Below are 26,069 nucleotides of genomic sequence, written 5' to 3'. Positions count from 1 at the left end.
CTCCCTAAACGATATTGATAATACGCCTTAACACTAAAGCGGCTCCTCCGGCTGTCTCCTCAAGGAACTTAACAAAGTCCATGGTACTTTCCTCGCCTGCCAAGTCGCTTAGAGAGCGGATGATCAGAAAAGGCACCTTATAGCGCTCAGCGACCTGTGCAATCGCTGCACCCTCCATTTCAACAGCCAACCCAGAAAGATCATTGTACAGTTTATCACGAGCCATCGTACATCCAATAAACTGATCTCCTGTTAGGATTGTCCCAGCAGTAATAACGGGTTGTCTTTTTTGCCCACCGGCAGCTTCAGCAGAAATTTCAGGCAAGTGAAATTCTTTCAGCTCCGACATAATTTTATCAATTAAATTCAAATCAACGTCATAGCCAAGCTGTTCGGTTGGCATATGAATTGGAAGGTGGCCTGGTTGGTATGTCATCAACCGTCCATCAACTGTCATTCCGTAATCATGCTGGATGAGTTTGTTGCCTACAATGACATCACCAACACCGAGCCTAGGATCCAGGCCGCCAGCTACCCCTGAAAAGAGAATTGCCCGACACTTAAAATGCTCCATAAGCAAAGTCGTAACCACGGCGGCATTCACTTTGCCCATCCCAGCTTCAACAAGAACTGTCTCGACACCGTCCAGCTTGCCAGAATAGAAAGAAAACCCCGCGATAAGTCGCTCAGAATTCTTAACAAAAGCAGAACCAAAATGTTGAATTTCGTTGGGAATGGCACAAATAAGGCCGAGCGGATTTAGAGGCACATGTTTATCCTAGCATTTATGGTGGTATCAAAAAACCAAAGCTATTTTAAAAACTTTAGCCAAAGACATTACATTACGAAATTTAATACCGTTCTATCAGCCATACAATGGTTATTCAATTGAGAGACAATGAAGGAGTTTCAAAATAAAGCGAGGGACATTTAAATATTTTTTGATTAAGCAGATAAACAAAACCCCGCATTGAAGCGGGGCTGTTTGTACAGATTGGTGGGCCCGACTGGGCTCGAACCAGTGACCTGCCGATTAAAAGTCGGACGCTCTACCAACTGAGCTACGGGCCCAATCTGTAATATGTACCGAATTACATTCGGTTGAGAATGGTGGGCCCGACTGGGCTCGAACCAGTGACCTGCCGATTAAAAGTCGGACGCTCTACCAACTGAGCTACGGGCCCATTCTCATTTGCTTTCCGACATCAAACTGTAATGCGGTAAGCGAGGCGGAAGATAGAACCACTTATTGATTCGGTCAACAGCCTTTTTGCCTTAAAGAGTAAAAAAATGAATAATTTCAAATATTATTTAAAAGACTTTGATTTAAAATGGCTTTATCCCTCGTTCAAACGCATAAGTTCAAACTTATCTTCCAACTTTATTTTTGTTTCGGCACTCACGAATGATGCGATATCTCCACCTAAATATCCGATTTCTTTAACGAATCTTGAGGAAACAAATTGTTGTTTCTCAGATGCCATAAGAAAGACAGTTTCAATTTCAGCATCTAATCTGGCATTCATACCTGTCATTTGAAATTCATATTCAAAATCAGATACAGCTCGAAGACCGCGTAGGATAACGCTCGCCCCGACGTCACGAGCAAACTTAACCAACAGATTGTCAAAGGGCAGAACTTCTATCTGGAAGCCCTTCTTTCTTAAGGGCTCCGTATCGTGCAAAACCATCTCTACACGTTCCTCTGTATTAAACAGAGGCCCCTTACGGTCATTGCGTGCGACAGCAATGACCAGCTTATCAACCACACGGCAACCGCGGGTTATTATGTCCATATGGCCTTTGGTAATAGGGTCAAAGGTGCCTGGGTAGAGTCCGACGTGTTTTGTCGTCATGGAGCCTATCTTTCTCTCTTCGCCGAAGAGGCGGGGATTACTCCCCTCCCTCTCCTTCTACCTGTTGAGTTTTGATCGAGATATCTTCTGAAGTAATTTCAGGATTCTCATCAACGATCTCTACACCATCGTCTTCTTCGTTCTCATCTTCACCATCATCTTCAAGGCGAGAAACAGAAACAATCTTCTCATTATCTGCAACATTGAAAAGATTAACACCACGTGTAGAGCGACCAGCGATACGAACATCATGAACTGGACACCGGATTAATTTACCAGCATCCGTAACCAGCATGATGTGATCAGTTTCCTCAATTGGGAACACTGAAATCACTGTTGTGGTTTTATTTTTACCACGAGATAGATCAAGGTTTCCAATCCCCTTACCACCACGGCTTGTCACGCGATATTCAAAGGATGAAGTACGTTTACCCAACCCATCTTGAGATATGGAGAGAATAAACTGTTCGGTTTCTGCCATGCTATCAAGAAGTTCTTGAGACAACGTTGTTTCTAACGCAGTAGGATCAAAATCCCCCTCATCAGCATTTTCGCTACGTCTTTTTGCACTCGCATAACGAAGATACTGTTCACGCGTATCAGAATCTGCATCCATGTGATTAATAATCGCCATGGAAATTACAGAATCACCGTCTGCCAAGGATATGCCACGAACACCTGTTGATGTACGCCCAGAGAACACGCGCACACCTTTAACCGGGAAACGAATACATTTACCACGATCGGTTGCAAGCATGATGTCATCATCTTCACTACAGGTCTGAACACCAATAAGATGACTGTCCTCACCCTCGAGCTTCATCGCAATTTTACCATTTGCCATCACGCGCGTGAAATCAGATAGTTTGTTACGACGAATACCACCCGTCGATGTTGCGAACATCACATACATGTTTGACCATGTATCCTCATCCTCAGGCAAAGGCATCATCGTTGAAATGGTTTCACCCTGTTGCAGCGGCAACATATTGACCAAGGCTTTGCCTCGTGAAGTCGGTGTCCCCGGCGGCAAACGGTATACCTTCATCTTGTAGACCATACCACGTGAAGAGAAGAATAATACTGGCGTATGGGTATTACAGACGAAGATCTGAGAAACGAAATCTTCTTCTTTTGTCGCCATACCAGAACGCCCCTTGCCGCCACGACGTTGTGCTCGGTAAGTGCTAAGTGGTACCCGCTTGATATAACCAGTGTGACTAACGGTTACGACCATTTCTTCACGTTGAATAAGATCTTCATCATCGTAACCAAAGACACCATCTAAAATCTCGGTACGGCGTGGTGTCGCATACTTTTCCTTCATTTCAACAAGTTCGTTGCGAAGGATATCAAGTAGCTTCTCACGAGAAGCCAAAATTTCGAGATAGTAGCGAATTTGTGAAGCGATCTCTTCCAATTCGTTGGCTATTTTGTCTCTTTCAAGACCCGTAAGTCTTTGCAACCGAAGTTCCAAAATAGCGCGGGCTTGAATTTCAGAAAGATAATAATTTCCATCGGCATCAACACTACGACCAGGCTCATCAATCAACCTGATCAAAGGCTCAACATCTTTGGCAGGCCACCCTCTGGTCATAAGTTGCTCACGCGCAAGCACTGGGTCTGATGCTGCTCGAATAAGAATTATAACTTCGTCGATATTCGCAACAGCTATCGCTAAACCAGCAAGAACATGGGCACGATCACGGGCTTTATTGAGTTCATAAATTGTTCTGCGGGTAATCACTTCTTCGCGGAATGCGATAAATGCAGAAATGATTGCTTTAAGATCAAGAAGCTCTGGACGGCCAGAATTTAGCGCCAACATATTGGCACCAAACGAAGTCTGTAATGGAGAATAGCGATAAAGTTGATTAAGAATAACCTCTGGCTCAACATCACGACGTAACTCAACAACGACACGAACACCGTGTCTGTCACTTTCATCACGAATGTCCGTAATGCCTTCAATCGTCTTTTCACGGGCGATTTCAGCAATTTTTTCAAGCATCCGAGCTTTATTTACCTGAAAAGGTACTTCGGTGATGATAATTGCCATTTTGTCCTTACGGACTTCCTGCACCTCTGCCCTACCTCGCATGATAATTGAACCACGACCAGTGTGATAAGCATCACGGATTGTGGTTCGACCAAGGATGAGGCCTCCAGTTGGAAAATCTGGTCCTGGGATAATCTGGTTTAGCTGATCAATAGAGATATCTGGATCATCAACGTAAGCCTGGCAACCATCCAAAACCTCACCAAGGTTGTGTGGTGGAATGTTAGTCGCCATACCAACCGCGATCCCCCCGGCACCATTTACCAGCAGATTTGGGTAACGTGCAGGAAGAACGATTGGCTCTTTTGTTGATTCGTCATAGTTATCCTGAAAATCAACCGTATCTCGGTCAATATCTTCAAGAAGAGCCTCAGAAGCAACACGTTGAAGTCGAGCTTCAGTATAACGCATTGCAGCTGGCGGATCACCATCCATGGAGCCAAAGTTACCTTGGCCGTCAATCAATGGCAGGCGCATGGAAAAGTCTTGAGCCATACGAACCATGGCATCATAGATCGCACTATCACCATGGGGGTGATATTGCCCCATTACGTCACCGACAATACGCGCAGATTTACGGTAAGCCCGGTTCCAATCGTAACCAGACTCTTTCATAGCATAGAGTATACGGCGATGAACCGGCTTCAAACCGTCTCGAACGTCAGGAAGTGCACGGGAAACGATAACGCTCATTGCGTAATCGAGGTAAGAGCGCTTCATTTCATCTTCAATGGTTACCGGAAAGATATCCATGTGATCAGAGGAGGTATCAGAATTCGAGGTCACGTAATTATCCTGTTTCTGTTGCACAGAAATGCTTAAAACATCGCCCTAGGCTGATTGCCAAAGAGCTAATAACTTCAAGCGTCATAAATTTCAGGAAAAATGTAACAAATTCATCGCGCAGCTACAACAAAATGTGCGCAAAAAGGTGAGGAAAAAGCATGTTCTATCAATTTGAAACTAAATAACTTTTCAAGAGCCCTATTATTGATAAAAATTTAATATATTTTTGATTTGTCAAGATAAATAAATAGAACATTTATCGAGATTTATACCGCTCGGATCATATCCACATGCATAACACCGGCATCATCATACGGTTGATCAGATATTAAAACATACCCAAATGATTTGTAAAAATTTGTGAGATACACCTGAGCTGATAGCTCTATTCGTTCTGCACCTTCTTGTTTGGCAATAAACGCATGCGCTCGGTCCATCAGTTCCTTTGCTAATCCCTGCCCCCGGCCGGCCTTGGATATGGCAACCCGCCCAATTGAATAACAAGAACCATCCTTCGGATCTTTAAGAATACGCAACACACCGACGAGAACATCATTCTCATCTTGAACAAGAATATGCCAAGCACGCTCATCCAGCCCATCTATATCTTGATACAAAGACTTCTGCTCTAACACAAAAACATCAGATCTTAGTCGCAAAACAGCATAAAGCTGTTCTCTAGAAAGTTGATCAAAGTGTAGTAGGTTCTGTTGATACAAATTAAAATCCTAGAGTTACTTTTATAAAATCAAAGTGAACTTTACTTAATAGCAAAAAAGCGGCCACCAGGGCCGCTTTTTTGATTATCTAAGATTTTTTTTAAAATGGGATTTCATCATCCAGATCATCAACCGGGGCCGCACCACCAGAGGAACTGCCACCACCGCCTGAACCTGAGCCGCCACCAAAGCCGCCGCCATAACCGCCGCCGCTACTTCCGCTCCCGCCAAAGCCACCAGCATCACCACCTGAAGAATCGCCAAAGCCACCGCCTTGCTGTCCATCATTCCTGCCGTCCAGCATAGTCAGTTCACCTCGAAAATTTTGAAGAACGATTTCAGTGGTATATTTTTCAACACCAGAATTATCAGTCCACTTACGTGTTTGAAGAGAACCTTCGAGATATACTTTGGAGCCTTTACGAAGAAACTTTTCCGCAACGTCGACCAAACGATCGTTAAAGATAACGACGCGGTGCCATTCCGTTTTATCACGGCGTTCGCCAGAAGATTTATCTTTCCAGCTTTCAGATGTCGCAATATTCAAATTGGCCACACGCTGTCCAGACTGCATTGAACGGATCTCAGGATCACGTCCCAAATTACCAACCAGGATCACCTTGTTAACACTACCAGCCATGGCCACTTTCCTTGATTTATAAAGAATCTAAAAATTTAATTTGAAACCCTATCAGTTCAGGGTGCTCAGAGCCAATGTCTAATAGAATATCGTTCACTTTTCTGCAAGATGTGGAAATTTTTATAAAAAAAGATGCATTTTGTTCACTGTTCGTCCATATATATTTAAATGAGAACATTTAGAAAACATTAGCAGGTAAGAAAATGAGTTTGATACAGGAATCCCGCACTATTTCCGTCCGCGGTGCGAGAGAGCATAACCTGAAAAATGTCAATGTTGATTTACCACGAAATCAACTGGTTGTCATAACGGGGCTCAGTGGTTCTGGTAAATCATCTCTTGCCTTTGATACCATCTACGCAGAAGGCCAACGGCGATATGTCGAATCACTTTCTGCTTATGCACGACAATTTCTGGAGTTGATGCAAAAGCCGGATGTCGATTCTATCGAAGGCCTTTCTCCTGCGATTTCAATAGAACAAAAAACAACATCAAAAAACCCACGCTCTACAGTCGGCACCGTTACCGAGATTTACGATTATCTCCGTCTTTTGTTTGCCCGCGTAGGAATTCCATACTCTCCGGCAACAGGCCTGCCCATCCAAAGCCAATCTGTCAGTCAAATGGTTGATAAAGTAATGGAAATGGAACAAGGAACCAGATTATACCTTCTGGCGCCTATCGTTCGTGGCCGTAAAGGAGAATACAAAAAAGAACTCCTCGATCTTCAAGTAAAAGGATTCCAAAGGGTAAAAGTAGATGGCGAACTCTACGAGATTGCGGATGTCCCGACCCTGGACAAAAAGAAAAAACACGATATCGAAGTTGTTATTGATCGCGTCGTCGTCAAAGGGGATATAAAAACCCGTTTGGCTGACAGCCTTGAAACAGCTCTGGGTCTTGCAGATGGCATTGCCTTTGCTGAAGATGCCAAAACAGGCGAGCGCACGATTTTCTCAGCCCGCTACGCCTGCCCTGTTTCCGGGTTCACAATCGATGAAATAGAACCTCGCTTATTCTCTTTTAATAATCCCTTTGGCGCATGTCCAACCTGTGATGGCCTAGGGAAAACACTTATTTTTGATGGTGAACTTATTGTCCCAGATCCAAGAGTAGCACTCAAAGAAGGTGCGATTGCGCCTTGGGCAAACTCTACTTCAAAATATTACCTGCAAACTCTAAAAAGTCTTGCAGAACATTTCGGATTTGAACTTGATTGCTCATGGAATGAACTTCCAGAGAAAATTCAAAATCTGTTGCTTCAAGGTTCCGGTAAAGAAACCATTGATATGACCTACACTGATGGCAATCGAAGCTATCAGACTAAAAAGCCTTTTGAAGGCATCATCCCCAATATGGAACGTCGCTTTCGTGAAACTGACAGTGATTGGGTCCGTGAAGAGTTATCGAAATACCAAGCCAAACAACCATGTACGGTTTGTAAGGGGTACAGACTAAAACCCGAAGCACTTGCGGTTAAAATTGGCGACAATCATGTGGGTGAGATTGCCCAATTCTCCATTGCAGAAGCTGCAAAATGGTTTACAGAAATTCCAAAAATCCTTTCTTCCAAAGAAAATGAGATTGCAGTCCGGATTCTCAAAGAAATTAACGAGCGCCTTTACTTTCTCGTTAACGTCGGCCTTGATTATCTAACACTTTCACGATCCTCCGCGACCTTGTCTGGTGGAGAAAGCCAACGTATCAGACTGGCTTCGCAAATAGGCTCAGGACTAACTGGCGTCCTCTATGTTCTAGACGAACCTTCAATCGGTTTGCACCAACGTGACAACGCCCGTTTGCTAGAAACTTTGCGGCGATTACGTGACCTTGGAAATACCGTTGTTGTCGTCGAACATGATGAAGATGCAATACGCACAGCCGATTACCTCGTGGATATGGGGCCAAGGGCAGGAAAACACGGAGGGCAAGTTGTTGCCTGTGGTACACCTGACGAAGTAATGGCAAGTGAGGCAAGCTTAACGGCAAAATATCTAACCGGTAAAGTCGCCATCAAAATTCCGGACAAACGCCGTAAAGGTCACAAAGGGCAGAAGATCAAAGTCCTGAACGCCAACGAAAATAATCTGCAAAATGTATCAATAGAGGTTCCTCTCGGTACTTTCACCTGTATCACAGGGGTTTCTGGGAGTGGTAAATCTACCCTAATTCTTGAAACGCTCTATAAAGCAGTATCTCGGAAGCTTCACAATGCCAAGGGGCACCCTGGAAGTCATGATTCGATCGAAGGTCTAGAACATATCGATAAGGTAATCGATATCGATCAGTCTCCAATTGGTCGAACACCTAGATCAAACCCGGCGACTTACACTGGTGCCTTCTCCCCAATCCGTGAGTGGTTTGCAGGCCTGCCTGAATCGAAAACTCGGGGCTACAAACCTGGTCGTTTCTCTTTTAACGTCAAAGGCGGACGCTGTGAGGCCTGTCAGGGCGATGGCATGATCAAAATTGAGATGCACTTTTTGCCAGACGTTTATGTCGAATGTGATGTCTGTAAGGGTAAACGTTATAACAGGGAAACTTTAGAAATTCTCTTCAAGGGAAAGTCCATTTCTGATGTATTACAAATGAATGTTGATGATGGATTGGAGTTTTTTAAGGCCGTTCCTTCCATTCGAAATAAGCTCGAAACCTTACAACGAGTTGGGCTTGGCTATGTTCAAGTGGGACAATCAGCAACCACGCTGTCAGGCGGCGAAGCACAGCGCGTAAAGCTTGCCAAAGAGTTATCCCGACGCGCAACAGGTAAAACACTTTACATTCTGGATGAACCGACCACAGGACTACATTTTGATGATGTAAAAAAGTTACTAGAGGTCCTTCAAACTCTTGTAGATCAGGGAAATACAATACTTTGTATCGAACACAATCTCGAAGTTATTAAAATTGCAGATTGGATTATAGATATGGGTCCTGAAGGAGGCGATAAGGGTGGCAAAGTTATCGCCACTGGAACACCTGAGAAAGTTGCAAAAACAAAAGGCAGCTATACAGGTGAATATTTAAAACCCTACCTATCATAAACTTTCATCGAGTTTAATAAAAAAATGCCGGAAGATTTTTTCTTCCGGCATTTTTATTTCAAATCAGTTTGTTAACGTAAATATTTCACGTTTTTCTTCAATACCCCTGAGACGATGTTCCCCCATGGATACACATTGTTTGCCAACAATTTCAGCAAATTCTTTACTCATAAGAATTTTTTTACCAAGTGTTTTAGTCAAATCTTCAAGACGAGCAACTTCATTTACAGCTGGCCCAACTGTCGTAAACTGAAGTCGATCTGGTAAGCCTATATTTCCAAACATGACATTGCCGACATGCAGGCCTAATCCAAAAGAAGCTTCGCATTTACCGTTATCACAAGCACAAGCATTGAGTTCTTTAATGCGTTCCAATGCATCATTGGCAGCTTTTACCGCAAGTTCACCTGTTTCGGCCTGAGTACGATTTTCGGTAAAGGGAAAAATACCCAATACGGCATCACCAATAAGCAAGAGGACATCACCACCATTATCAATGATAGCCCCTGCCGTACTTTCGAAATACCCATTGAGAAGGTCGAGGTATTCTTCCTCAGGCATCATATCGGCAAGCGCAGTCGAATTACGTAAATCGCTGTACCAGATTACGGCATGGATTTTTTCACCATCACCTCTTTTAATTTGCCCCTTTAATACACGTTGTCCCGCATTAGTTCCAAGGTAAGTGGTCGAAATGTTATGTGCGATCTGAGATTTGATAATTACCTTGCAGGCAACAGCGAGACGGTTTTGTACACGGATCAGAGATCGAATATCAGAATCACTAAACCCAGCTTTTATATCGCAAGACCAAGTTCCGAGTATCCCTCTGGCTTCAGTATCTCCTGGGGCAAACTCTTCAAAATGAATGGCATAACAAAGCGTATCAGTATAACCATCATCCCTAAGGTCAGTCATGAGCGGGAAATCATGAATAGCACCCTCCCCAATCAACCGACGTCTTAAAAGGCCAATGTCTTTACTGAGCATAAAATAAAATGGACTTCTGCGCCACTCATCTGACATTGAGCTTTCGTGAGACATGCCAACCGTTTTAACGCCGTTGCCCAGTTCCCAAGTAAGGCCCATGGCACTATAAAGCGGATGAAGCGTCCGGAAAGCGATATAACCGCGAGCAATAGGTAGGCCCGCAGATCTCAAGCGCAGACAACAGCCTTCGAAGAGGTCTTCGATCGTTGTATCACGTAGGGCTTGCGCCATTACCCAATCAACAACCGAGCTGATAAGGCTATCCTCATCTCCTCCTCGTTTAATGCGGTCATCAATTCGTTGCATAGGTTAATGTGCTCCTGAGAAACGTGTTATTAATTAATTATTATAAAGAAAATTACATAGCCTGAAACATATGGGTGCAATTAGCTGGATTAATAGATATAACACGGAAAATTATTTAACACACGAGAAGAACAAATGAGCAACAGCGATTTAAAACCTATCCACGTAATTGGTGGCGGAATGGCGGGCACCGAAGCGACCTGGCAAATTGCTCAATCTGGCATCCCTGTTGTCCTTCACGAAATGCGTCCAGTAAGAAAGACCGATGCACATCAAGGAGAAGGTCTGGCCGAGTTAGTTTGCTCAAATTCCTTCCGATCTGATGATTACGAAAACAATGCCGTTGGGCTACTTCATGAAGAAATGCGTAGATTAGATTCTATCATCATGGCTTCGGCTGCTTTGCACATGGTTCCGGCTGGTGGTGCCTTAGCTGTAGATCGTGATAATTTTTCAGACGAAGTAACACGGCGCCTTGAAACCCATCCTCTTGTGACAATTGTTCGTGAAGAAATTGACGCTCTGCCTCCCGAAGAATGGGATTCCGTTATCATGGCAACCGGTCCCTTGACCTCTGAAAGCATGAGCACCGTTATCGCCGGCATCACGGGCGAAGAGTATCTTGCGTTCTTTGATGCTATTGCCCCCATTGTCTACAAAGAATCCATTAATTTTGACAAAGCTTGGTTCCAATCACGCTATGACAAAGTTGGTCCCATGGGCGACGGGGCTGATTACATCAACTGCCCCATGAATAAAGAGCAATACGAAACTTTTATTCAGGCTCTAATTGATAGTGAAAAAACTGACTTTAAAGAGTGGGAAGAAAACACCCCTTACTTTGAAGGATGTCTTCCGATTGAAGTGATGGCGAGCCGTGGTGTCGAAACTCTTCGTTTTGGCCCAATGAAACCCGTTGGCCTGACAAACCCGCACAGTGATGAAGAACCTTATGCTGTTGTCCAGTTACGTCAGGATAACAAACTCGGTACGATTTATAATATCGTTGGATTTCAGACTAAAATGAAATACGGCGCACAAATGGAAATCTTCCGTGCTATCCCTGGTTTAGAAGAAGCTGAATTTGCCCGTCTTGGAGGCCTTCATCGCAATACTTTTTTGAAGTCACCGAAACTACTAGATAGCTCACTTCGCATGAAGCCAATGCCCCGGTTAAGATTTGCAGGACAGATCACTGGTGTTGAAGGTTATGTCGAATCTGCGGCCTCTGGGCTGATGGCAGGACGCTTTGCTGCGGCAGAACGCCTTGGCAAAGAACTACCAGCTCCCCCCATTACCACAGCACACGGCGCTTTGATCAACCATGTTACGGGCGGGGCTGATGCCAAGACCTTCCAACCCATGAACGTTAACTTTGGTATATTCCCGAATATCCCAAGAGGTCCTGGCAAAAAAGTGAAGAAGAAAGACCGCAAGCCGTTATATTCCAAACGTGCGCTGGAAGATCTCCAAACCTGGTATGATGAAAACTATTAAGAATTCAATTTCTTGAAGGCTGATAATAAAAATGGCTCCGAACTTTAAAAGCTCGGAGCCATTTTCCTTAATTAATAGCGAGATCTTAAGTTGGCCCACATTAAACGCCAGGTTGACGAAGACGTCACTTTGCTTAGTGATGGGTAAAAAGGATCATAGTCATTATCCTCTAGCCGCGAGATGTACTGGTCTGCAAGAACCCCCACAAGCAAAGGGGACATTACGTTTTTAGGAATGTCCTGCCGAAAAGATCTTGCATGAACTAAATGGTCACGCAGCCGTTCAGTCAGAACTTTGGTAATATCACACAGAGCTTTGGAGCTTTGTAATTCAAAAAGCTCTTTAGGATCTAAATTATACTGATTACTTAATTCCCGTGGAATATAGATCCGTTTCCTCTCAGCATGGAAAGGAATAGCCCTTACTAAACCAAGAATGCCCCACGCAAGCCCCATATGTTTAACAGCTTTATGAATACTGTTTGTTTGGTTAGATGCTGTGATCTCTACTGCTGCCGTTAGTAAGCTCGACGATGTACTCTCAACATAGTCTTCTAAAGAGGTAAGAGTTGCCGGAACTTCTTCGTCCAGATCAAACTCTCTACTATCGATTATTTTATCAAATAATCTCTGCTCGAGAGAAAATTGATGGATCGCATCTGATAAGGCCTCAACAACGATATGTTTTCTTGGGGAATTATCATAAATTCCCTGAACTGATTCACGCCACCATTGTAAACGAATCATACCTGTAAGTGGTTCGCTAACAACCTCGGCCGTTTTTGCAATCTCTTGGTTGAAGGCGTAAAGAGCAAACAAAGCGTTGCGGCATTCTTCGGGAGCAAAGAGACATGTTAGATAACGATCATAATCATTAACTTTAACATCCTGACCACAAGGTGAGAGCGCATTATTACTCATAAAATTTGTTGATCTATTCTACAGCAATTAGCGCTGCGGCCACTGTACGATTTTCTGATAACAAAACGTTATAAGTTCGACATGCAGCGCCTGTGTCCATGGCATCAATCACAAGGCCTTTATTTCGAAGTTCTTCTCTCAATTTCGGAGGAATAAATTCTGTTTTTGAACCACAACCAATCAAGAGAACTTCGATTTGATCCGCCATAACAATGAAGGGCTGAAGGCTCTCAACTGTTAAATTATCAAAGCTATTAACATCCCAAGAAACGGTTTCTTCAGATCTGATAAGAACAGAACCTTCGTGGTAATGGTTGCTTATAAGAAAGCGACCATTACCATATTTTTCAACGACCTGTTGGCCTTCATTTAATTGCAGAGTCACTTCCACAGTGTGGCGCTCCTAAACTTCTTGTTCGTTTTCGGAACCTTCGCCATTTTCTTCTTCTGGAACAGGTGAACGAACATCTGTTGCAAAGAGTAATGGAACAGCAAGGCCAATAGATGAGTAAGTACCAATAGCAACCCCCCAAATCAGACCCAAACTCAAACCACGAAGAACTTCACCACCAAAGACAAAAAGAGCCACAAGCGCGAGTAAAGTCGTGACAGATGTAAGGAGCGTCCGAGACAAGGTTTTATTGACCGACATATTAAGAACGTCAATGACTTCCATTGTCTTATAACGACGAAGCTCATCTCTTACCCGGTCAAAGATAACCACTGTATCGTTGATCGAATAACCAGCGATCGTCAAAATTGCTGCCAGTGTCGCCAGATTAAACTCATATTGCGTTAGCGCAAAAAAGCCTATTGTTGTGATAACATCATGGGTAAGTGCCAAAAGCGCAGCAACAGAGAATTGCCATTCAAAACGGAACCAGATGTAAAAAGCTATCCCAAGAAGAGCAAAGATTGTTGCAAGTGCACCATCTGTTTTCAGCTCAGCCCCAACTTTTGGTCCAACAAACTCTACGCGACGATACTCTGCAACATCGTTTCCGAGCTCAGCTTTAACCAAATCAATGGCTTTTACCTGTTTTTTTTCATCACCGTCTTGCTTTTGGATATTGATGAGAACCTCATCAGCTGCACCAAACTCTTGAAGGCTAACTTCGCCGATATTAAGTGAACTCATCCTGCTGCGAAGATCATTCAAATCAGCAGGCCCTGTGGTTTTGATTTCGATCAGAACGCCGCCACGAAAATCAATACCAAAGTTTAGTCCACGGGTCGCAACCATAAAGATAGAAAGACCAATCAACAGCGCAGAGAAAGCCATAAACAGCTTTCTTTTACCCATGAAATCAATCTTAGGATCAACAGGAAGTTTTTTAATTAGTGCCATAATATATATCCAACCCCTCTATTATATGCCGAGTGATTGCGGACGTTTCCGACGCAACCAAACTACGATAAGCAAACGGGTGAACATAATCGCCGTAAACATAGAGGTAATGATGCCAATAGTCAGTGTGACCGCAAATCCTTTGATTGGACCCGTTCCAAACTGAAACAGCAGAACCGCAGCAATCAAGGTCGTGATATTTGAATCCAGAATGGTTGCAATCGCACGCTTGTAGCCTGCATCAACAGCCATAACAGGGCCTCGGCCATTTCGTATTTCTTCTCGTATACGTTCAAAAATCAAAACATTCGCATCCACAGCCATACCGATTGTCAGTACGATACCCGCAATACCCGGCAAAGTAAGGGTCGCCTGAAACAGAGAAAGCACAGCAACAATCAAGACGAGGTTAGCGACCAACGCGAAGTTCGCCATGATGCCGAACAGACCATAAGCCAAGCCCATAAAGATCAGGACCAAAACAAGCCCAATAATACTTGCGTATTTACCAGCTGTGACAGAATCTTCGCCAAGTCCCGCACCAACAGTTCTTTCTTCTTCAAAAGAAATATCAGCAGGAAGCGCCCCTGCTCTTAGCAAAAGAGCAAGTTCTTCAGCAGATTGAGTGGTGAAGTTCCCTGATATAATACCGGTTCCCGTTAGAATTGGAGAGCGAATAACCGGAGCAGAAATAACTTTACCATCAAGAACAATGGCAAAGGGACGATTTACATTTGCTTGTGTCGCGTCAGCAAAGCGTTTGGCGCCAGTGGTATCAAACGTGAATGAAATAACAGGTTGGCCATCTTGAAATGTTGCTTGCGCATCAATCAGGTTTTCACCGCTGACCATAACGCGTTTATTAATCACATAGCGCTGCGGTTGACCGTTGGTCTGTAGGTCTTGAGAAAGTAGAATTTGAGAACCAACGGGTGCTTTACCTGAATAAGCATCAGCATTTTGGTTAACCATCTGAAAATTTAGTTTCGCGGTTTTACCAATGAGTTCTTTTAATCTTTCAGGGTCTTCTTCACCCGGGGCCTGTAAAACGATACGGTTTTCACCCTGTCGTTGCAGGCTGATTTCTTTTGTTCCTGTTTCATCTACGCGACGTCGAATAACTTCAATCGACTGATTTAGAATAGAGATTTTACGTTGCTGAATAGCCTGTTCACTGTACTCCGCAGCAATCGTGCCATCATTCGTTGTAATCAGTAGACCTGGATTGCTCTGAAAAATCATTGAACGAACGCGTGATGACATTTCTTCACTGCGATCTTTCAGGTCAAAAGTAGCAATTCCATTTTCCACGCGAAGGTTTTCATAACCAATACGCTCAGTTCTCAAGCTAGAGCGAAAACTTTCAACGAGATTGGATAATTGTTCTTTTTGTGCAGCTTCAAGATCTACTTCCATCAGAAGGTACGAGCCGCCTTGAAGATCCAATCCCAAGTTTATTTGGTCTGAAGCCACCCACTCGGGGAAGTTATCAAGAGTTTGTTCTTTGAAAACATTTGGCATGGCGTAATAGATACCAAGAACAAGAACGCCAATAATTGCAAATATTTGCCACTTAGGAATTTGAACCATAACCGGCCCGTTTTATCTGTTAATAAATGAAATAAACCTGCTCTGGATATAAGGCCAGAGCAGGCAAAGACCAACCCGTAAACTTATTTACTTAAAAAAATAAGCTAAGTTACTGGAGGCTAAGACAAATTAATCTTTAGATTTTTTGTCTTTTTTGCTTTTCTTGTCGTCGTTTGCTGATTTTTCAGCTGACTTATCAGCAGGTTCTGGTTTTGTCAAAACACTGGCAATCGTGCTTTGGATTACGGTAATCCGTACGCCATCAGCGATATCAACTTCGACTTCGCCTTCTTTAACGCGAGACACTTTACCAACAATACCACCAGCAGTGATAATTTTATCACCACGGCTAATCGCTTGGATCATCGCTTTTTGTTGTTTCATTTTCTTGCTTTGTGGGCGAATAATCAAGAAGTAGAAAACCGCAAAAATCAAAACAAGCGGAAAAAGTGTCGCGAACAATTCGTTAGGTGAACTAGAACCACCAAGTGCCTGAGCATAGGCTGTGGAAATAAACATTAATCCCTCCAGAAGATAGAACTTGGAATCGGTCTATTAACAGCCGTCCAAAAAAAATTACCCGCGGACTATAACGGTCTGGCCCGGAAATGCAAACGAATGCAACGGAACAGAATAACAAAGCTAACCGAACTAGATGATACTCTAATTGACGCTTCCAGAACAGAAGGATAGGGTTCCGGAAATACTAACATTATTGGCGTATAGCCGGAGTAAGATAAATGACTGATTCTCAATCTTTAATGCCCGTTCTTGAACGCATAGCCACAGCATTGGAAAAGATCGCTCCGGCAATAAAATCAGAACCCGATCTTACTAAAGCAGAAGCGTATGTCTGGCACGCAAACCCTGACCAATTAGAGCCAATTGTCGACGTGAATCGGATTGATTTCGACTTGTTAAAAGGCATTGATCGCCAAAGAGAAATACTTCTTTCCAACACTTTACGGTTTGTTGAAGGTTATCCAGCAAACAATGCCCTGCTCTGGGGCGCCAGAGGAACGGGTAAAAGCTCTATTGTAAAAGCTGTTCATGACAAAGTTAATGATCTTGCAAAAGAAGGCGACTTCTCAAAACTCACACTTGTCGAAATACACCGTGAAGACATCCCTTCCCTGCCAAGATTACTCAAAATTTTAAAGAAATCTGATCGCCCCTGTATTTTATTCTGTGATGATTTGAGTTTTGATACCCAAGACGATACTTACAAATCCCTTAAGGCAGTTCTAGAAGGCGGCATAGAAGGACGACCAAACAATGTAATCTTCTATGCGACATCAAACCGTCGCCACCTGATGGCCCGTGATATGATCGAAAACGAACGTTCTTCTGCGATCCACACATCTGAATCAACAGAAGAAAATGTAAGTCTATCAGATCGCTTTGGTCTATGGCTTGGTTTCCACAATTGCAATCAGGATACTTTCTTTGCCATGATTGAAGCCTATGTTGAACATTATGGCATAAAGATAGACAAAGACGCTTTGCATGCTGAAGCCCGTGAGTGGTCCGTTACACGTGGATCACGCTCAGGAAGAGTTGCATGGCAATACATTCAGGATCTAGCCGGCAGAATGTCTATAAAGATTTTGTAAGAGAAAGGTTACTGTCTCTAAAATAAGGGCTCTAAAAACAGGGCCCAGGAAATAATAAATCTGCTCCTGAAAAATAGAATTATCTATTTGGTAATCAGCTTAGCTGGATTTACCGCTTCAGAGCCTTTTCTTATCTCAAAATGAAGTTGAGGCTTTGAAACGTTCCCGGTACTCCCTACCTTAGCAATAGCCTGCCCTCTTTTGACCCTTTGTCCTCGACCAACCAAGAGTTGGTCCGTATGTGCGTAGGCAGTAACCCACCCATCAGAATGTTTAACCAATAACATTTGACCAAAGCCCTTCAACTCGCTTCCTGCATAAACAACTACGCCATTTTCTGCAGCTTTAACTGTCGTACCCTTTTTAGCCTCAATATTCATTCCGTCATTATGAATGCCGCCGGGTTTGGGACCAAAGGTGGAGATGATCTTTCCGTTTACAGGGCGCAAAAAATTACTCGCCGAACGCGGTAATGGTTTAGGAACTGGTCCGGTAAAATTTTTGGCTTCAGGAACACGATTAACAGCAGAATCTTGTGTTGAAGGAGCAGATACAGTCTGTTTTTTTATCGTTGAACGAACAGCTTTTTTAGTCACAGCCGCACTTGAAACAGTACTTTTTCTCAGGGCAGGCAAATTCAACCGTTGCCCAACGCGTAAAGAATAAGGAGGTTGAATTTTATTGATACGTACCAATTCTGTCGTTTCCACGCCGTAACGTCGTGAAATGCCATATATCGTATCCCCCCCAGCAACGACATGTTCTTTAGAAACAGGGAGTTGGATAACCTGCCCTGCAACTAACTTATAAGGCGCAGACAGTTTGTTTAAGATAATCAATTCTCTAATAGAGACTCGTTTGTCACGAGAGATTGAATAAACGCTGTCCCCTCGCATAACTTTGTATCGGAAGGTTGCGTTATCAGATGCGCCATTTTTAGAGGTCGAAATAGTTTGTAACCCAGAATTAGTGGCCGTTTTATTATCTGAATTATTAAGTGCCTGTACCTTGGTATTACCACGCCTTGGGTTTCTTTTCGGTAAAGGGATACGATTAGGAAACAAGGCCGGAATTTCGTTTCCGGCAACAGTTCCAGTGCCCTGCTCAAAGGTTTGTGGTCTCGGTGGCGGCGTCGGTTTGCGTTTTGGTAAAGCCGTTGGAGGTAAATACCGGTAAACTTTCGCCTCAGACTTTTGAGACGATGATGAAGAACCCGACAGTATTGGAAACGAAGGAGGCTGAAAGGTACATCCATACAATCCTGCTGAGAGAAGCAGGATAGGAACTTTCAAAATAGATAAGTATTTCTTATCAAACATTATTTTGTAACGCACGTTAGCCTATCCCACTTTGACCTCGGGATATCGACCTTATCGTTCCTTAGGCATTCCATGTACGAGAGGTACAAAACGTACGCCCCCCAAATTTTCCTGATCAAAACCATGCTCAGTTCGTGTAATTCTAATCAGTTCTTGATTATTTCCCTGCGATCCAAGTGGTAAGACAAGGATACCACCAATTGCTAATTGCTCAAGCAGTGCCTGTGGAATTTCTTTAGGCGCAGCTGTGATAATTATGCGTTCGAAAGGTGCTTGTTCCTTCCACCCCTTGTAACCATCTCCCAACTTTGTGGTCACATTGTGAAGACGTAACTCTGTAAAGCGTTCTTCTGCCTCGGATAATAGCTCTTTGTAGCGCTCGATAGTGTAAACCCTACGACACAAACGGGAAAGGATTGCAGCTTGGTATCCCGACCCAGTTCCAACTTCGAGAACCTTCATGCGTTTATTCAAGGTAAGAGCCTGCGTCATCATCGCGACAACCTGAGGCTGACTTAAAGTCTGTCCCCGACCAATTGGCAGCGCCATATTTTCGTATGACTGATCTTGAAAGGGTTTTGGAACAAAAGCTTCTCTTGGAATGCGCTCAATCGCAGACAAGACATCTGTATCCGAAATGCCCCCGCGGCGCAGTTCCATGATCAACCTGATTTTTCGCGCTTCCAGGCTCATGGGAAAAGCTGACCCATTTTCTCAAGAACGCCATGATCCGTCAGATCGTATTTCAAAGGGGTTATCGTAATGTAGTTTTCTGCAATCGCAGTCAGATCCGCATTGGGCACAGAGGTGTGATGACTGACAAATTGCCCCACCCATAAAAAGGGCCTTCCGTTGGGATCGCTACCTTCAACAACGGTGGTTTCTTCATCTCGATGCCCCTGACGACAAACCTTTACACCTTTGACCTGATCGGCTGGTATCCCAGGAAAGTTGACGTTGAATAAAAGATTAGACGTTTCCTGCCCCTGCCAAAGCGATAGTTTTCGAATAATATCCGGTGCAAATTTTCGGACAGTATTCCAATGATATACTGTATCATCATGGTTATCCGGGCGCAGACTAAGTGCAATAGATCGCGCACCAAGGATAGCGCCTTCCATAGCAGCAGCTACTGTTCCCGAATAGATTACATCTTCACCAAGGTTGGCACCAACATTAACCCCAGAGAGAACGAGGTCAGGGCGCTGCCCTTTCATAAGATACTTCATACCCATTAAGACGCAGTCCGTCGGTGTTCCATCAATCGAATAGCGTTTATCGCCAAGCTTTCGTTCACGTAATGGCCGACGCAAAGTCAATGAATGACTTGCAGCGCTTTGTTCTACTTCTGGGGCAATCACCCAAACATCATCAGATAGGTTTCGTGCAACATCTTCAAGAACAGCTAATCCTTCGGCGTGAATGCCATCATCGTTAGACAGTAGCACCCGTGCCTTCGAAAGATCGTGTATAATCTTACTCATTCGTAAGAATGCTCTCCTTGCCGCCCATGTAAGGACGTAAAACTTCTGGCACAATAATAGAGCCATCAGCTTGTTGATAGTTTTCCATAACCGCAATCAAACAACGTCCAACGGCCACACCTGATCCGTTTAATGTATGTACAAATGAAGGCTTTTTACTATCTGCAGGGCGGAAGCGAGCATTCATACGACGAGCTTGAAAATCCCCACAGGTGGAACAACTTGAAATTTCACGATAAGCATCCTGACCAGGAAGCCACACTTCAATATCATAGGTTTTACGCGCACCAAATCCCATGTCGCCAGTACAAAGCACAACCACGCGGTAGTGCAGCCCCAGACGCTTTAAAACATCTTCGGCACAACCTGTCATACGTTCTAATTCTTCATCCGATTTATCAGGATGAACAATGGAAACCATTTCAACCTTATCGAACTGGTGTTGACGCAGCATACCACGGGTATCACGTCCCGCAGATCCAGCTTCAGAACGGAAACAAGGCGTAAGTGCTGTCATACGTCTTGGAAGATCAGAATCTTTTAAGATTTCGCCAGCCACAGTGTTTGTCAAAGGAACTTCAGCTGTTGGTATCAACCAAAATCCCTCTTCTGTACGGAAAGAATCTTCGGCGAATTTAGGAAGTTGTGACGTTCCATACATAGCATGATCACGAACTAATACGGGAGGTATAACCTCAGTATATCCATGCTCATCAATATGAAGATCGATCATGAACTGTGACAACGCCCGATATAACCGGGCAACACCACCTTTCAGAACAACAAACCTTGAACCAGAAAGCTTCGCAGCAAGTTCAAAGTCCATTTCGCCATCTACTTCACCAAGCTCAAAATGTTGTTTGGCATCAAAGGACAGTTTTGGTTTATCACCAACCAGACGCGCTAGAATATTATCATCTTCATCCGCACCAACAGGAACATCATCCAGAGGGCGATTGGGCATTCCTGAAAGAATATCCTTAATCTGGTTCGCTAAGTCGTTATCAGCCGATTCTTTTTCAGCCATGCCTGATTTAATCTCAGCAACCTCTGCCATGAGGTCAGAAGCATCATCTCCATTACGTTTAGCTATACCAATTTGTTTCGACGCATCGTTACGGCGCGCCTGCATATCTTGCAGTTCAGCCTGTATAGCGCGATGTTGTTTATCCAGCTCAAGAATGCGTGCTGACATTGGCTCTAAATTACGCCGTTTGAGTCCTTCATCCAGAACTTCCGGTGTTTCTCGGATTAACTTTAAATCATACATAGGTATCTCTGTCCTTATTTTGATAGAGACAAAATTCAATAAAAGCTGAATGCTTCCTGCACCTTATCAAAAGGATACAGGAAGCTTGTACAGTATTCGTTTTAAGTATCTGTCGATTCAGCGTTTTCTTCTTCGGCCCGTTTTTTCTCAACCATCTTAGCCATAAGAATAGAAATTTCATAAAGCAGAACGATTGGAATGGCTAAAGCCAACTGGCTCAAGGGATCGGGCGGGGTAAAAATTGCAGCGACGATAAATACGCCAACGATAGCATATTTACGTTTTTCGGCCATTCCTTTGGAGGTAGCCATGCCAACTTTTGCCAACAAAGTCATAAGTACTGGAAGCTGAAAACAAATACCAAAGGCAAAGATGAGCTTCATCATAAGCGAGAAGTACTCATTAACCTTGGCTTCGAGCTCAATTGCAATTGTACTTTCACTTCCTTGAACCTGAAATCCAAGGAAAAACTCGGCCGCCATTGGGAAGATAACGTAATAAACCAACGCACCACCAATAAAAAACAAAATCGGTGAGGCTATTAAAAACGGCGCAAAGGCTGATTTTTCGTTTTTATACAAACCTGGAGCCACAAAGAGCCAAATTTGAGATAGAAAAATCGGACAACTGATAAAGGCGCCAAAAAAGAAAGCTACTTTGACATAGGTGAAAAAAACCTCTGTCAAATCTGTAAAGATCAACCGAGTTTCACGGTCACTTACAGCATTTTCTCGCATAACCTCAGCCAAAGGGGCAGCTAAAAACTCAAAAAGATATTCGGCAAAGGCAAAGGATGCCAAAAAAGCAAACAACAGAGTGAGTACACTCCATAGAAGGCGTTTTCTGAGTTCAATCAAATGCTCCAGCAAGGGCATTTTTTGTTCTTCTGTCGTATCAGTCACAATGATTAGCTACTTTTAGAAGAGGTTGTTTCACGATCTGTATCCGAAGCAATGACAGGTTTAAGGTCGTCACTTTTTTTAGCCTCAGCTTTAGGGGCTTTTGGCGTATCAGATACAAGATTTGTTGGCGGCGTTGTAATGGAAGAAAAAGGATTATGCTCTTCTTCTTCGACATCCTTATTCGCATCTTTTGCGATAGCCTCAACGCCGTCCTTCACCTCTTGCGTGGCTTTGGACAGGCTTTGGCTTGGATCAATTACGTCTTCCAGAGTTTTACGAATAGATTCACTATTTGAACCCTCAAGTGCTTTTCTGGCGTCTTGAAGGTCTGACTCACGAATAACATCGTCCACACCGGACTGGAACTCACGCGCCAGCCCTTTTGCTTTCTTTATCCACTTGGATACTGTTCGCAGCGTGTTAGGCAGCTCTTTAGGACCCATAATTAACAGGGTTAGAACTGCAACGACCATCATTTCCGACCAACCAATGTCGAACATAGGTTACTGCTCCTTAAGTCAAAGCTCTGTTCAATTGAAACCCATCTGGAAAATCCATCAGGCCAATTGAAACCCTAAATGGGTTTATGCTTTGTCTTTATCCTCGGAAATGATTTTGCTTTCTTCATTTTCAGAAGCAGCAGTATCTTTGTTTTCTTCTTTTAGACCTTTTTTGAAGGCTTTGATGCCTGAGCCTGCGTCACCCATAAGCTTACTCAGCTTACCGCCGCCACCGAAGAGAACCAAAACAACAACTAAAACAATCAGCCAATGCCAAATGCTGAACGTACCCATTACTCTCTCCCTGGAGATAAAAACCTAATAATCTGCTTGGGACTATGGCAAAAAGATCAGGGTCAATCAACGATTCATACGTATCGGGTTTAAGTGTCTTGTATGAAACACATAATTATTCAATTGGCAGAGCAGAAAAGACAAAGGCGAGACGTTGATCCAGCTCAAGAACAATCTTCTTTCCTGCTTCGGGAATAACTGCACTTTCCAATCGAGCTTTTACATGAAGATCATTAGACAAGCCATTGGGAATTTTAAAATCTACCAGTGAAGTTCGCCCTAACATTCGCGATTTTAAGACACTGGCTTCCACCCCTGTACCATTGACTTTTTCTCCCAACAACACCCCTTCATGACGGATAAGAATATTAACAGGAGATCCATGTGGTACACTTGGTGTATTAAGCGGTCCAAAGGGTGTGGCAACTTGCCCGTTATCACAAACCCCATCAAATTCATTCAAATCACCAAAAAAATGCGCAACAAAAGGGTCTGCAGGCTTTGTATAAAGTTCCGATGGCGTCGCCAGTTGGATAATCTTGCCCTCACGCATGATGGCTATCCTATCTGCCATGAACATGGCCTCTTCTGGATCGTGGGTAACCATCAATGTCGCGGTGCCGTTTTCTTTTAAAACTCGAACAGTTTCATCTCTGATTTGGTTCCGAAGACGAACATCAAGCCCGGAAAAAGGCTCGTCAAGCAAAACAAGCTTTGGTCTGGGCGCTATAGCTCGGGCCAGTGCAACCCGCTGTTGTTGACCGCCAGACAAAGTATGGGGATAAGCTTCAATATAATCAGCCATGCCTACTTGTTGTAGAGTTTCCAACACCCGAGACTTTCGCTCACCTCTGGAAAGGTGAGAAAGTCCAAACGCTATGTTTTTTTCTACATTGAGGTGGGGAAACAAGGCATAGTCTTGAAAAACCAAACCTACGGACCTCTCTTCCGGAGGCGTTTCAACAGAACGATCAGCAACAACGGTTCCTCCCATACGAACAATGCCGCCCTGAAGAGGTTCCAGTCCCGCCGCTAAACGTAAAATAGTGGTCTTCCCGCATCCCGAAGGACCTAACAGGCAAATAAACTCACCAGCCTCAATAGACAGGCTGACATCATTTACTGCTGCTAATTTGCCAAAACGATGGCTTACATTTTCCAAAGAGAGCGCGGGCATGAAGTAACCGTACCGTTAAACTTTATTACACTTTGTGCAACCTACGCAGAACTGCAGTTAAAAATCAATATCAACTAGAGCCTGCTTCCAAAATGTCGCACTTAAAAGCTCACAATTCGTTATTTTGTCAAAAATACCTAAACAGGCAATGAAGATTGATCTCTGTCTTTATCTGTATTTTTAGCCGATTCATCCTCAGAGTTGACAAGTTCATCACCAAAGTCTGACTGCAGCGTTTCAATAAAAGGTTCATTCTCATCATCAAGAGTATCAATATCAACCCCGTCTCCAGCCACGGATAGTAAATCGCCATGATCTCCTAATGCCGTAATGGCAGGCCTTGCGTCCAAAAGACCAGCAACCTTCAACTCGTCTAAACCAGGGAGATCATCCAAGTTTTCAATAGAAAAATGATCTAGAAACCGATCACTCGTCGCCCAAGTTACCGGTCGTCCTGGTGTTCGACGCCGTCCCTTCGGGCGTACCCAACCTATTTCGAGCAAGGTATCCAAAGTTCCTTTGGAAAGCGCAACACCGCGAATTTCTTCAATTTCTGCTCTGGTAACAGGTTGATGATAGGCAATAATGGCAAGGGTTTCGATACCCGCACGGGTTAAACGCTTAACCTGACTTTGTTCAATTCTAAGCAAAGGAGCCATATCAGGGGCTGTACGAAAGGCCCACTTCTCATCCAGTTGCAAAAGATTTACCCCCCTGCTCTCATAAACAGCCTTGAGCTCCTTGAGAAGAGATAAGAGGTCAGTATCGGGTGGAAAATGACGAGCTAAATCTTTGGGCGAGAGAGGTTCCGTTGCCGCAAAAAGTAATGCTTCAATAAGACGAATATGATCATACTTGGTCTCAAGAACCATTTGTTTCCCCCTTAACATTACCCATTGGAAGACCATCCATGATCACAGTGTCAGTGTCAGGTCCACTAAAGCTTTCGCTTTTAGGTCCGTTTTTGATGCCGTCTTTGATGTAAATTGGGCCAAAGGTTTCTGTCTGCTTTAATTCGAGCTTCCCTTCCCGACACATCTCAAGACTGGCAGCAAACAGAGAGACCACAGCTGAGCGCCCAAGGATACCCGATTGTATATTACGAGGTAAAAATTGTTGAAGATCCCGCCAATCAGGCAAGGTTCCAAGAATTGCGGAAAGCCTCTCTATCGCCTCTTCAACGGAATGTAATTCCATATGTTCAATTAATAAGCTTTTGGTTTCCGTTTTGGCTCGGGTATTGCCGTAAGCTTTCAAGAGCTCAAAGAGAGACACTTCATAGCTTGTCTTCTCTATAACACCCGTATTTTCCGGTGTTCCTCTGGCAAAAAAATCCACGCCCAACTGAGGTCGAGCCATAAGATTTTTCCCGGCATCCTGCATGGTCTGTAGACGTTGGAGTTGAAATTTTAAAGATGCCGCAAGCTCTGCACCCGAAGGCTCATCATCCCCTTGGGGAGCTGGTAATAACAGTCGGGATTTGAGATAAGCCAGCCACGCAGCCATAACCAGATAATCGGCGGCAAGCTCTAGTCTTAATTCATGCGCCTGCTGGATAAAGTCAATATATTGATTGGCCAGATCGAGAATGGAAATTTGTGTCAGATCAACCTTTTGATCTCGCGCCAGCTGAAGAAGAACATCAATCGGTCCCTCAAACCCCTCAAGGTCGAGAACAAGCGGATGAAGCGCCTTTAGCGCGTCATCCCTTTCAGACTGATTATCTTCCTCAAATAACGGCGTTTCTGTCACTTA

At 43.8% G+C, this 26,069-nt stretch carries 24 protein-coding genes and 2 tRNA genes; 3 read left to right on the top strand and 23 right to left on the bottom strand.

Annotated features, from left to right (window positions below):
- Positions 1-4: 4 nt before the first annotated feature.
- From ACFSKO_RS17910 to ssb, 7 genes are all read right to left on the bottom strand, one after another.
- Positions 5-769 (bottom strand): 5'-methylthioadenosine/adenosylhomocysteine nucleosidase, encoded by a 765-nt coding sequence (locus ACFSKO_RS17910; protein ID WP_380254176.1) that lies wholly within the window; start codon positions 767-769, stop codon positions 5-7.
- Positions 770-995: 226 nt separating this feature from the next.
- Positions 996-1,071 (bottom strand) — tRNA-Lys (locus ACFSKO_RS17905).
- A gap of 37 nt (positions 1,072-1,108) precedes the next feature.
- Positions 1,109-1,184 (bottom strand) — tRNA-Lys (locus tag ACFSKO_RS17900).
- A 153-nt stretch (positions 1,185-1,337) separates the two neighbouring features.
- On the bottom strand, positions 1,338-1,856 hold the full coding sequence (coaD, locus tag ACFSKO_RS17895; RefSeq protein ID WP_380254174.1) for a pantetheine-phosphate adenylyltransferase: 519 nt from the start codon (positions 1,854-1,856) through the stop codon (positions 1,338-1,340).
- Between the two features lie 37 nt (positions 1,857-1,893).
- Positions 1,894-4,701 (bottom strand): DNA gyrase subunit A, encoded by a 2,808-nt coding sequence (gene gyrA / locus ACFSKO_RS17890; protein ID WP_417458095.1) that lies wholly within the window; start codon positions 4,699-4,701, stop codon positions 1,894-1,896.
- Between the two features lie 266 nt (positions 4,702-4,967).
- Positions 4,968-5,420, bottom strand: coding sequence for a GNAT family N-acetyltransferase (locus tag ACFSKO_RS17885; protein WP_380254172.1), 453 nt, complete (start codon positions 5,418-5,420; stop codon positions 4,968-4,970).
- A gap of 100 nt (positions 5,421-5,520) precedes the next feature.
- Positions 5,521-6,060, bottom strand: a complete 540-nt coding sequence (gene ssb, locus ACFSKO_RS17880) for a single-stranded DNA-binding protein (RefSeq protein ID WP_380254170.1) — start codon at positions 6,058-6,060, stop codon at positions 5,521-5,523.
- 203 nt (positions 6,061-6,263) lie between these two features.
- On the opposite strand from ssb, the gene uvrA reads away from it, so the two are divergent.
- Positions 6,264-9,104, top strand: a complete 2,841-nt coding sequence (gene uvrA, locus ACFSKO_RS17875; protein WP_380254168.1) for an excinuclease ABC subunit UvrA — start codon at positions 6,264-6,266, stop codon at positions 9,102-9,104.
- A 63-nt stretch (positions 9,105-9,167) separates the two neighbouring features.
- Here the strand turns inward: uvrA and ACFSKO_RS17870 are convergent, their stop codons facing one another.
- Positions 9,168-10,400, bottom strand: coding sequence for an adenylate/guanylate cyclase domain-containing protein (locus tag ACFSKO_RS17870; protein WP_380254166.1), 1,233 nt, complete (start codon positions 10,398-10,400; stop codon positions 9,168-9,170).
- 135 nt (positions 10,401-10,535) lie between these two features.
- Between ACFSKO_RS17870 and trmFO the strand changes: the two genes are divergently transcribed.
- Positions 10,536-11,897, top strand: coding sequence for a methylenetetrahydrofolate--tRNA-(uracil(54)-C(5))-methyltransferase (FADH(2)-oxidizing) TrmFO (gene trmFO, locus ACFSKO_RS17865; protein ID WP_380254164.1), 1,362 nt, complete (start codon positions 10,536-10,538; stop codon positions 11,895-11,897).
- A 71-nt stretch (positions 11,898-11,968) separates the two neighbouring features.
- On the opposite strand, the gene ACFSKO_RS17860 is transcribed toward trmFO, so the two are convergent.
- The 5 genes from ACFSKO_RS17860 to yajC form a co-directional block, all read right to left on the bottom strand.
- Positions 11,969-12,817 carry a phytoene/squalene synthase family protein gene (locus ACFSKO_RS17860; protein WP_380254162.1) on the bottom strand — a complete coding sequence of 283 codons (849 nt, stop codon included), beginning with the start codon at positions 12,815-12,817 and terminating at the stop codon, positions 11,969-11,971.
- A 13-nt stretch (positions 12,818-12,830) separates the two neighbouring features.
- The gene (locus tag ACFSKO_RS17855; RefSeq protein ID WP_380254160.1) at positions 12,831-13,208 is read right to left on the bottom strand and encodes an Mth938-like domain-containing protein; all 378 of its coding nucleotides are present in this window, start codon (positions 13,206-13,208) and stop codon (positions 12,831-12,833) included.
- A 12-nt stretch (positions 13,209-13,220) separates the two neighbouring features.
- The gene (gene secF / locus ACFSKO_RS17850) at positions 13,221-14,165 is read right to left on the bottom strand and encodes a protein translocase subunit SecF (protein WP_380254157.1); all 945 of its coding nucleotides are present in this window, start codon (positions 14,163-14,165) and stop codon (positions 13,221-13,223) included.
- 21 nt (positions 14,166-14,186) lie between these two features.
- Positions 14,187-15,755 (bottom strand): protein translocase subunit SecD, encoded by a 1,569-nt coding sequence (secD, locus tag ACFSKO_RS17845; protein WP_380254155.1) that lies wholly within the window; start codon positions 15,753-15,755, stop codon positions 14,187-14,189.
- Positions 15,756-15,884: 129 nt separating this feature from the next.
- Positions 15,885-16,274 (bottom strand): preprotein translocase subunit YajC, encoded by a 390-nt coding sequence (gene yajC, locus ACFSKO_RS17840; RefSeq protein WP_380254153.1) that lies wholly within the window; start codon positions 16,272-16,274, stop codon positions 15,885-15,887.
- Between the two features lie 221 nt (positions 16,275-16,495).
- On the opposite strand from yajC, the gene ACFSKO_RS17835 reads away from it, so the two are divergent.
- Complete coding sequence (locus ACFSKO_RS17835) at positions 16,496-17,368, top strand: ATP-binding protein (protein ID WP_380254151.1); 873 nt, start codon at positions 16,496-16,498, stop codon at positions 17,366-17,368.
- Positions 17,369-17,451: 83 nt separating this feature from the next.
- Here ACFSKO_RS17835 and ACFSKO_RS17830 read toward each other — a convergent pair whose 3' ends face one another.
- From ACFSKO_RS17830 to ACFSKO_RS17785, 10 genes are all read right to left on the bottom strand, one after another.
- A complete protein-coding gene (locus ACFSKO_RS17830; RefSeq protein WP_380254149.1) occupies positions 17,452-18,702 on the bottom strand; it encodes a peptidoglycan DD-metalloendopeptidase family protein in 1,251 nt (416 codons plus the stop codon).
- 36 nt (positions 18,703-18,738) lie between these two features.
- The gene (locus tag ACFSKO_RS17825; protein ID WP_380254147.1) at positions 18,739-19,380 is read right to left on the bottom strand and encodes a protein-L-isoaspartate(D-aspartate) O-methyltransferase; all 642 of its coding nucleotides are present in this window, start codon (positions 19,378-19,380) and stop codon (positions 18,739-18,741) included.
- Complete coding sequence (surE, locus tag ACFSKO_RS17820) at positions 19,377-20,171, bottom strand: 5'/3'-nucleotidase SurE (RefSeq protein WP_380254145.1); 795 nt, start codon at positions 20,169-20,171, stop codon at positions 19,377-19,379. Before surE ends, ACFSKO_RS17825 begins: the two co-directional genes overlap by 4 nt.
- Complete coding sequence (serS, locus tag ACFSKO_RS17815) at positions 20,164-21,441, bottom strand: serine--tRNA ligase (protein WP_380254143.1); 1,278 nt, start codon at positions 21,439-21,441, stop codon at positions 20,164-20,166. Before serS ends, surE begins: the two co-directional genes overlap by 8 nt.
- A gap of 101 nt (positions 21,442-21,542) precedes the next feature.
- Positions 21,543-22,343: a twin-arginine translocase subunit TatC gene (gene tatC / locus ACFSKO_RS17810; protein WP_380254141.1), complete on the bottom strand. Its 801-nt coding sequence runs from the start codon at positions 22,341-22,343 to the stop codon at positions 21,543-21,545.
- Positions 22,344-22,348: 5 nt separating this feature from the next.
- On the bottom strand, positions 22,349-22,843 hold the full coding sequence (gene tatB, locus ACFSKO_RS17805; protein WP_380254139.1) for a Sec-independent protein translocase protein TatB: 495 nt from the start codon (positions 22,841-22,843) through the stop codon (positions 22,349-22,351).
- Between the two features lie 84 nt (positions 22,844-22,927).
- Positions 22,928-23,137: a twin-arginine translocase TatA/TatE family subunit gene (locus ACFSKO_RS17800; RefSeq protein ID WP_380254137.1), complete on the bottom strand. Its 210-nt coding sequence runs from the start codon at positions 23,135-23,137 to the stop codon at positions 22,928-22,930.
- A 115-nt stretch (positions 23,138-23,252) separates the two neighbouring features.
- Positions 23,253-24,314 carry an ABC transporter ATP-binding protein gene (locus ACFSKO_RS17795; protein WP_380254135.1) on the bottom strand — a complete coding sequence of 354 codons (1,062 nt, stop codon included), beginning with the start codon at positions 24,312-24,314 and terminating at the stop codon, positions 23,253-23,255.
- Between the two features lie 137 nt (positions 24,315-24,451).
- Positions 24,452-25,186: an SMC-Scp complex subunit ScpB gene (gene scpB, locus ACFSKO_RS17790; RefSeq protein WP_380254133.1), complete on the bottom strand. Its 735-nt coding sequence runs from the start codon at positions 25,184-25,186 to the stop codon at positions 24,452-24,454.
- Positions 25,176-26,066 carry a segregation and condensation protein A gene (locus ACFSKO_RS17785; protein WP_380254131.1) on the bottom strand — a complete coding sequence of 297 codons (891 nt, stop codon included), beginning with the start codon at positions 26,064-26,066 and terminating at the stop codon, positions 25,176-25,178. The genes scpB and ACFSKO_RS17785 overlap by 11 nt, the downstream gene beginning before the upstream one ends.
- Positions 26,067-26,069: the final 3 nt, after the last annotated feature.

Origin of the sequence: Kiloniella antarctica (assembly GCF_042682825.1) — a bacterium.
Classification (GTDB): Bacteria; Pseudomonadota; Alphaproteobacteria; order Kiloniellales; family Kiloniellaceae; genus Kiloniella; species Kiloniella antarctica.
The sequence above is the reverse complement of the archived record's forward strand: the minus strand, read 5'-3'. Positions and strand labels throughout refer to the sequence as shown.